Raw genomic sequence first — 8,317 nt, forward strand, 5'->3', positions numbered from 1 at the left:
GCCCGTGCCCGTCAGCGCCGGCCATGCGGCCAGCGCGGCGTGCGCGACCGCTTCCAGATCGCGGCGGCTCGCGCCGTCGCGCGCCTGGATCGACATGCCCTGCTGAACCGTCACGTAGTAACGCGCGATCGCATCCACATTCGCTTGCGCGGCGATCTCGCCGGCCGCCGCCGCTTCGCGCAGACGCGCGCGCAACGCCTCGACCGTCTGCTCGCGCATCTCGATCAGCGTCTGTCGCACCGTGTCCGACCGCTCGGCCGGATGCAGGGCCGACAGCACGATCAGGCAGCCGGCCGGCTTCGAGCGCCGTGTGAACACGCGCGCGGTCTGCATCAGATAGTTCCGTATCGCGTCGTAGGCCGTGTCGGCCCGTTCGACGCCGTCCCAGATCTCGCGCCCCTCCGTCTCGCGGTAGTGCTCGAGCGCCTGCCGGAACAGCGCTTCCTTGCTGCCGAACGCCGCATACAGGCTCGGCGACGCAATCCCCATCGCGGACGTCAGGTCGGCCATCGACGCGCCTTCGTAGCCGAGGCGCCAGAACACCTGCATCGCGCGTTCCAGCGCGGCGTCCTTGTCGAAGCTTCTCGGTCGGCCCCGTTCGGCCATGGCATATGCTCCATCGTCAATTTCTGTATCGATCGATAAAATAATTCAATTGACAGCGCCGCGCAACTTGCCACATTCTGTGTCGACCGTTACATAAATTGTGAAAGGAGCTTTCATGAACCGGCTTCAAGGCAAGCGTGCACTCGTTACCGGCGGCAGCCGCGGCATCGGCGCCGCCATCGCGAAACGGCTCGCGGCGGACGGCGCGGACGTCGCGATTACGTACGAAAAATCGGCGGAGCGGGCGCAGGCCGTCGTCGCCGAGATCGAGACGCTCGGGCGGCGCGCCGTCGCGATCCAGGCCGACAGCGCCGATCCGGCTGCCGTCCGCGCGGCCGTCGATCGTGCGGCCGACACGCTCGGCGGTCTCGACATCCTCGTGAACAACGCGGGCATCTTCCGCGCGGGCTCGCTCGACGCGCTCACGCTCGACGACATCGACGCGACGCTGAACGTCAACGTGCGCGCGGTGATCGTCGCGTCGCAGGCGGCGGCGCGCCATCTCCGCGAAGGCGGCAGCATCGTGTCGACCGGCAGCTGCCTCGCGACGCGCGTGCCCGATGCGGGGATGAGCCTCTATGCGGCAAGCAAGGCCGCGCTGATCGGCTGGACGCAGGGTCTCGCGCGCGATCTCGGCCCGCGCGGGATCACGGCCAACATCGTGCATCCGGGCTCGACCGATACCGACATGAACCCGGCCGACGGCGAGCACGCCGATGCGCAGCTCGCGCGCATGGCGATTCCGCGCTACGGCAAGGCGGACGACGTCGCGGCGCTGGTCGCGTTCGTCGTCGGGCCGGAAGGGCGGTCGATCAACGGGACCGGGCTGACGATCGACGGCGGCGCGAACGCGTGAGCCCGCTGCCCGGCTCCGTGCGGGCCGGGCAGATCATGTGCGACGGCGGCGGCGACGGATTGCGTGCGAGTGGCGTTCTCCGTGCCGAATCGGTGCTTTTCTACAATCGCGTTTTACCGACGCCGTCACACGCCGAACGGATACAGATCGACCGAACGCTCGGTCGCGCGCGTCGACAGCGGCGTGATCGCGTGCGTGTTGTCGAACCATACATAGCCGTCGAACTGCCCGGACAGCCGCGCTTCGGCGTAGTGACTGTGCCGCTCCGAATCGGGGCGGTAGATCACGCCGATGAAGCGCTCGAGCCGCGGCTCGAGCAGCGATTCGACGAGCGCGCGATCGCCGTCGGCCGACAGATCGGCGAAACAGCGCGGCAGCCCCGACTCGTGAAACGCATGCTCGTAGCTGTCGTCGCGCGACGGAAGAACGCGCATGACTTCGAGCGGGCCGCCCCAGTCGGTCGCTGCGGCGACCGTGCCCGCATGCGTGCCGAAACCGATCAGCGCGGCGTCGTCGCCGAAGCGCTCACGGCACAACTGCCCGACGTTGAGCTCGTCTCGGATGTCGCCCATTTCGGTCGCGGCCGCGTTGCCGATATGCGAGTTGTGCGCCCACACCACCGCGCGGCCGCCGTCGCCCTTCGCCGCGAGCAGGTTTTCGAGCGTCTCGAACATGTGCGTGTCGCGCAGGTTCCAGCTTTGGGCGGCGCTGCGGTACATCGTCCGGTAGTAGCGCTCGGCCGAGGCGACGAGCCGCGCGTTCTGCGTCGCGTCGAAATGCAGGTCGTCGTCGCCTGCGCGCGCGATGCGCCCGCGCAGCATGTCCTGCAGCTGCGCGATCACGGCGTCCTCGCAATTCTCGAATTCGGATGACATCGCGGCGCGCCCGTACACGAGCGGATCCTTCTGCCACGGTGTCAGGCAGCCGTAGCGCTCGCGCGCGATGCGCGCCGCGTTCGGGTCCGAGCGATCGAGATAGTCGAGCACGGCCTCGACCGACGCGGATAGGCTGTACATGTCCAGACCATGAAAGCCGCAGCGCGCATCGCGTCGCGTGCGGCCGTTGTGCGCGCGCAGCCATTCGACGAACGCGGCGAATTCCTCGTTGCGCCACATCCATGTCGGAAAGCGCTGGAACGGCGGATCGGCGTCGCGCCGCTCGTCGAGCATCACGTAACGATGCACGATTGCCGCGTCCGGCCAGTCCGCTTCGACCGCGACGATGTTGAAGCCGTGCCGCTCGACGAGCCGCCGCGTGATTGCTGCGCGCGCCCGATAGAACTCCGACGTGCCGTGACTGCATTCGCCGAGCAGCACGATGCGCTTGTCGGCGAGATGATCGAACGCATCCGCGAACGCCGGATCCTCCGGCTCGGGCAGCGGCCGCGCCGTGCGTGCGATCGTGCGCGCGAGCGGTGTCGGCGGCGCTGCGACGTATCGGGCCTGCGCGTCGTGCTGTACGTCGTGCGCGGCTTGCGCGGCTTGCGCGGTGTCGTCGTCGCGGACGGGATCTTGCTCGGGCCAGCCCTGTTCCCCGATCAGCGGCACGAAGCGTACCGCGCCGAGATCTTCGTGCTCGAACTGCGTCGCGCCGGTGCGCGTGATCCGCACGAGCCGCTGCGCGTCGCGCTCGTCGCCGATCGGCATCACGATGCGCCCGCCGATCGCGAGTTGCTCGCGCCATGCGCGTGGCACGTCGGGCCCGCCTGCGGCCGCGACGATCGCATCGAACGGGGCATGCGCCGGCCAGCCCAGCGTGCCGTCCGCGTGATGGACATCGACGTTGGCGAAGCCGTTCTCCGCGAGCGTGCGCTGTGCGGACGCGGCGAGCGACGCATGCCGCTCGATGCTGTCGACGTGCGCGACGATGCGCGATGCGACCGCCGCCGCATATCCGGAACCGGTGCCGACATCGAGCACGCGATCGGTCGGCGAGAGCGTCGCGGCTTCCAGCATGCGTGCGACGACGATCGGTTGCGAGATCGTCTGGTCGTCGGCAAGCGGAAGCGGCGTGTCGCTGTATGCGAATTCCACGAGTTCCGCGGGAACGAACCGATGGCGAGCGACGGTGCGCATCGCGTCGAGTACGTGCGGATCGCGCACGCCGCGCGCTGCGATTTGCCGTTCCACCATCTGCTCGCGTGCTTCGTCGAATGGGTTCATGGTGTTCGATCGCTGTCGTGAGTGTCGAGTCGCGCAGCATCGTGCGTGCCGCGGGAAGGAACGGCGCATGCGCCGGCTGATGTCGCGCATGGTGCGCGCTGCGCTCGATGGTGCCGCGGCGCGTTGACCGCAACTCGACTTGCCAGGAGGGACAGGTACATGAAACTGCAAGGCATTCGCGCGCTCGTCACGGGCGCGGACTCCGGAATCGGCCAGGCGATCGCGACGCTGTTCGCGCAGGAAGGCGCGGACGTCGCGATCGTCTACCACACGGACCATGACGGCGCTCAGGAAACGGTGCGGCGCATTCAGGCAGTGGGCCGGCGCGCGTGCGCGATCCAGGGCGATGTGGGCGACCCGCGGTCGGTCGACGCGTTCTTCGCGGAAGCGATGAATACGCTCGGCGGACTGGAGGTGTTGGTCAACAACGCGGGCGTCGGTGCGCCGGGCGCGGCCGTCGCCGATCTCGAAGATGCGCAGATCGATACCGTGCTGCGGACCGATCTGCTCGGGCCGTTGTACTGTTGCCGCGCGTTCGTCCGGCAGCGTCGCGCCTTGGGCGGCGGCGGGCGGATCGTGAACATTTCGTCGGTCGCGCAGCATCTGCCGACGCCGGAAAGCGCGCCGTACGGGATGGCGAAGGCGGGGCTCGGCTCGCTTGCGCGCAGTTTGTCGCGCGAAGTAGCCGAGGACCGGATCAACGTGAACAACATCGCGCCGGGCCTGATCGACACGCCGATGACGCGCGATCGCCTCAACGACCCGCAGCAGCGCGATGCATCGATGTCGGTGATTCCGTGGCATCGGCCCGGGCAACCGGAAGAGATCGCGCGTGTGGCGCTGTTTCTCGCGTCCGACGACGGCGACTACGTGACGGGGCAGACGTGGATCATCGACGGCGGGCTCACGATGCAGTGGGGCGGCGCGTAGCGCGGCGTGCGACCGGCTGGCGTCACGCGGACAGGTCGCCGCCGCTGGGCGGCTCGACGTCTTTCGGGTTGTCGAGGTGTCCCGGCGGCGGCTCGTAGGGGCCTTTGTCGGGCTCCGGCTTCTGCGGGATCATCGTTTCGTCCATGCTGCCGTGGCCCTTTTGATGCACGTTGCCTTTGCGGTCGGTGCTGACTTCGTCGCTGTGGGCCGGTGGGGTTTGGTTGGCCGGGTCGGATGGGCCGGCGGGGGTGGGGGTGCGGGCGGTCATTGGGGTTCTCCTTCCAGGGCAGGTGCGGTCATGTGGCGCGTCATTTCTGCCTCGTCGTGGTGAGGCGGCGCCGCGGTGGATGCGGGCGAGCACTGACTGTGCCTGGAAGGCTGGGATTGCGACCTGCGGGTTTGAGCACCTCCGTGGGGCAACGAAGCTGCGATCTCGAACCGGGCCGATGCAATTTGCGGCCGCCGGCCGTTATCGGTATCGGCTGAAACCGACGGATAGCGCCAACACTTTCGGGTTGCTCCGGGCAACGTCACATAGCGATGGGCGGTAGACGTGTGTTCGGGGTTAAAGCAGGAAGGTCTCGGGGAGGGTTTGGAAGCTCGGCTGGTCCCCCCGACAGGAATCGAACCTGTATCTAGCGCTTAGGAGGCGCTTGTTCTATCCATTGAACTACGGGGAGAGCCATGTCCGGCAGACATCGCGCGAGCGCGCGAGCCGGACGGCGGTGTGGACAGCGCGCAGAGTATAGCAAACGCGCGACGCATCGGCGGACGGAATGCGCGCCGATGCGCGGGTCAAGCGGCCGTCGCAATCAGAAGATCGGAAGATCAGAAGTCGACGACGACGAAATCTTCCTTGCCCACGTCGCACAGCGGGCAGCGCCAGTCGGCGGGAATGTCCGCGAAACGCGTGCCGGGCGCGATGCCCTCGTCCGGCAGCCCTTCCGCTTCGTTGTAGACCCACCCGCAAATCAGGCAGACCCAGCTCTGGTATTCGGTTACTTCGCTCATAACGCGCTCGAAAGATGAAAGTCCGTGTGATGCCGTCCGCGGCGCGGCCGCCGGACGAAAGGCGCAATGGTACCGGAATTTCGCCGATCTCTGCGCCAACGTCGTGTTAAACGTACGCATCGCGAACAGCGCGCCTCGTCGCCAGCGATCGCCGCGCAGTGTATGCTTCGTGAGCCTGTCAATCTGAAAGGAGTCAACGATGCTCAACAAAAAGTGGATCGCGGGTGCGGTATGCGTCGCGGCATTCGCCGTATCGACGCTCGCGCGCGCCGAAGCGCGCGTGTTCTTCGTCGAGCCGAAGGACGGCGCGACGGTGTCGAACCCCGTGCACGTCAAGTTCGGCCTCGAAGGAATGGCGCTGAAGCCGGCCGGCGACATGACGCCGGACACCGGCCATCACCATCTGCTGATCGACGGCAAGCCGGTGCCGAAGGGCGACGTGATCCCCGCCACCGAACATTCGCTGCATTTCGGCAAGGCGCAGACCGAAACCGACGTCACGCTGCCGCCCGGCCAGCACACGCTCACACTCCAGCTCGGCGACGGCGCACACAGGTCGTACGGTCCCGAATTGAGCTCGACGATCACCGTCAACGTGAAGTAACCGCCATTGCGCGGCGCGCGCGATGCGCGCCGCTTCGCCGCGGCGTGCTCCGCCGCGGCACTCGTCCATCCGGCCATACGGTCGGCGACGCGCGCCACCGGTACAATGGGCGCTTCCGATTTCTCTTCGCCGTTTCCCCATGTCGCTTTATTCCATTACCGGCGCGCAACTCGCGTTCGGTCACGTCGCGTTGCTCGATCACGCGGATTTCTCGCTGGAAGCCGGCGAGCGCGTCGGTCTGATCGGCCGCAACGGCGCGGGCAAATCGTCGCTGCTGAAGATCGTCGCGGGGCTCGCGAAGCCCGACGACGGCCTCGTCACGCGGCAGCAGGAACTCGTGACGGTCTACGTGCCGCAGGAGCCCGAGTTCGAGCCCGGTGCGACGGTGTTCGACGCGGTCGCGTCGGGGCTCACGCACACGCGCGAACTGCTCGACGAATACGACGCGATCGCGCATCGCCTCGCCGAGACGCCGGAAGGCGCCGAGCACGATGCGCTGCTCGCGCGGATGAACGCGCTGCAGTCGTCGCTCGATGCGCACGACGCGTGGAACTGGCGCACGCGCGTGTCGATGACGCTCGCGCAGATCGGGCTGCAGGACGGCGACGCGCGCGTCGACGCGCTGTCGGGCGGCATGCAGAAGCGCGTCGCGCTCGCGCGTGCGCTGGTGCTGCAGCCGGACGTGCTGCTGCTCGACGAACCGACGAACCACCTCGACTTCGACGGTATCCGTTGGCTCGAAGAACTGCTCGTCGCGCAGCGCGCGGGCCTGCTGTTCATTACGCACGATCGCGCGTTCCTCGATCGCGTCGCAACGCGCATCGTCGAACTCGATCGCGGCCGCTTGCTGTCGTATCCGGGCAATTTCTCCGCGTACCAGACGCGCAAGGCGCAGCAGCTCGAAGTGGAGCGCGTCGAGAACGAGAAATTCGACAAGCTGCTCGCGCAGGAAGAAGTGTGGATCCGCAAGGGCGTCGAGGCGCGTCGCACGCGCAGCGTCGGCCGCATCGCGCGGCTCGAGCAGATGCGCCGCGAGCGTGCGGAGCGCCGCAACGCGCAGGGCAACGTGAAGCTCGACGTCGCGCAGGGCGAGAAGTCCGGCAAGATCGTCGCGGAACTGACCGACGTGACGAAGCGCTACGGCGGCCGCACGATCGTCGACCGCTTCACGGCAACGGTGATGCGCGGCGACAAGATCGGCTTCGTCGGCCCCAACGGTGCGGGGAAAACCACGCTGCTCAAGCTGATCCTCGGCGAACTGAAGCCGGACGAAGGCACGGTGCGCACGGGCACGAACCTGCAGGTCGCGTATTTCGACCAGATGCGCGCGCAGCTCGATCAGGAAAAGAGCCTCGCGGATACGATCAGCCCCGGCAGCGAGTGGGTCGAGATCGGCGGCGTGCGCAAGCACGTGATGAGCTATCTCGGCGACTTCCTGTTCGCGCCGGAGCGCGCGCGTTCGCCGGTCAAGTCGCTGTCGGGCGGCGAGCGCAACCGCCTGCTGCTCGCGCGCCTGTTCGCGCGTCCGGCCAACGTGCTGGTGCTCGACGAACCGACCAACGACCTCGACATCCCGACGCTCGAACTGCTCGAAGAACTGCTGACGGATTACGACGGCACCGTGCTGCTCGTCAGCCACGATCGCGCGTTTCTCGACAACGTCGTGACGTCGGTGATCGCATCCGAAGGCGACGGCAAGTGGCGCGAGTACGTCGGCGGCTTCACCGACTGGCAGATCCAGAGCGAGCGCGCCGGGCAGCTCGCGCAGCAGGAAGCCGCGAAGCGCGCGGTCAAGGAAGCGGCGCCGGTCAAGGACGAGCCGGCGAAAAGCGCGGCGGGCCGCAACGCACAGCGCACGGTGAAGCTGTCGTTCAACGAGCAGCGCGAACTCGATGCGCTGCCGGAGAAGATCGCCGCACTCGAGGCCGAGCAAAAGACGATCGGCGCGCAGCTCGAGGACGGTTCGATCTTCGCGAAGGACCCGCAGGAAGGCGCGCGCCTCACCGAGCGGTTCGCGGCGATCGACGACGAACTGCTCGCGGCGCTCGAACGCTGGGAAACGCTCGAAGCGAAACGCAAGCCGGTATGACGCGCGGCGCGCGTCGGCAGCCTGCGGCTCGCGCGCGCGGCCGGCGTGCCGGCGCCACG

General features: G+C 67.8%; 8 protein-coding genes and 1 tRNA gene. 4 read left to right on the forward strand and 5 right to left on the reverse strand.

The window, feature by feature from the left end; translation table 11 throughout:
- Positions 1-606 (reverse strand): TetR/AcrR family transcriptional regulator (locus HMPREF3115_RS16595; RefSeq protein ID WP_070555213.1); only part of this gene is annotated, 606 nt, incomplete at its 3' end.
- 115 nt (positions 607-721) lie between these two features.
- Here HMPREF3115_RS16595 and HMPREF3115_RS16600 point away from each other — a divergent pair.
- On the forward strand, positions 722-1,462 hold the full coding sequence (locus tag HMPREF3115_RS16600) for an SDR family NAD(P)-dependent oxidoreductase (RefSeq protein WP_070555216.1): 741 nt from the start codon (positions 722-724) through the stop codon (positions 1,460-1,462).
- A 125-nt stretch (positions 1,463-1,587) separates the two neighbouring features.
- Here HMPREF3115_RS16600 and HMPREF3115_RS16605 read toward each other — a convergent pair whose 3' ends face one another.
- Positions 1,588-3,624 carry a protein-L-isoaspartate(D-aspartate) O-methyltransferase gene (locus HMPREF3115_RS16605; protein ID WP_070555218.1) on the reverse strand — a complete coding sequence of 679 codons (2,037 nt, stop codon included), beginning with the start codon at positions 3,622-3,624 and terminating at the stop codon, positions 1,588-1,590.
- Positions 3,625-3,783: 159 nt separating this feature from the next.
- Between HMPREF3115_RS16605 and HMPREF3115_RS16610 the strand changes: the two genes are divergently transcribed.
- Positions 3,784-4,554: an SDR family NAD(P)-dependent oxidoreductase gene (locus tag HMPREF3115_RS16610; protein WP_070555221.1), complete on the forward strand. Its 771-nt coding sequence runs from the start codon at positions 3,784-3,786 to the stop codon at positions 4,552-4,554.
- 22 nt (positions 4,555-4,576) lie between these two features.
- Here the strand turns inward: HMPREF3115_RS16610 and HMPREF3115_RS30945 are convergent, their stop codons facing one another.
- The 3 genes from HMPREF3115_RS30945 to HMPREF3115_RS16620 form a co-directional block, all read right to left on the reverse strand.
- Positions 4,577-4,822 carry a hypothetical protein gene (locus HMPREF3115_RS30945; protein ID WP_125902553.1) on the reverse strand — a complete coding sequence of 82 codons (246 nt, stop codon included), beginning with the start codon at positions 4,820-4,822 and terminating at the stop codon, positions 4,577-4,579.
- A 337-nt stretch (positions 4,823-5,159) separates the two neighbouring features.
- Positions 5,160-5,234, reverse strand: a tRNA-Arg gene (locus tag HMPREF3115_RS16615).
- A 148-nt stretch (positions 5,235-5,382) separates the two neighbouring features.
- Entirely contained in the window at positions 5,383-5,565 is a 183-nt protein-coding gene (locus HMPREF3115_RS16620; RefSeq protein ID WP_006398668.1) for a rubredoxin, read from the reverse strand.
- Positions 5,566-5,764: 199 nt separating this feature from the next.
- Here HMPREF3115_RS16620 and HMPREF3115_RS16625 point away from each other — a divergent pair, with 199 nt between their 5' ends.
- Positions 5,765-6,169: a DUF4399 domain-containing protein gene (locus tag HMPREF3115_RS16625; protein WP_006405653.1), complete on the forward strand. Its 405-nt coding sequence runs from the start codon at positions 5,765-5,767 to the stop codon at positions 6,167-6,169.
- A gap of 139 nt (positions 6,170-6,308) precedes the next feature.
- A complete protein-coding gene (locus HMPREF3115_RS16630) occupies positions 6,309-8,258 on the forward strand; it encodes an ATP-binding cassette domain-containing protein (protein WP_053296982.1) in 1,950 nt (649 codons plus the stop codon).
- The last annotated feature ends 59 nt before the right edge of the window (positions 8,259-8,317 follow it).

Source organism: Burkholderia sp. HMSC10F09, assembly GCF_001806955.1.
Taxonomy (GTDB): Bacteria; Pseudomonadota; Gammaproteobacteria; order Burkholderiales; family Burkholderiaceae; genus Burkholderia; species Burkholderia multivorans.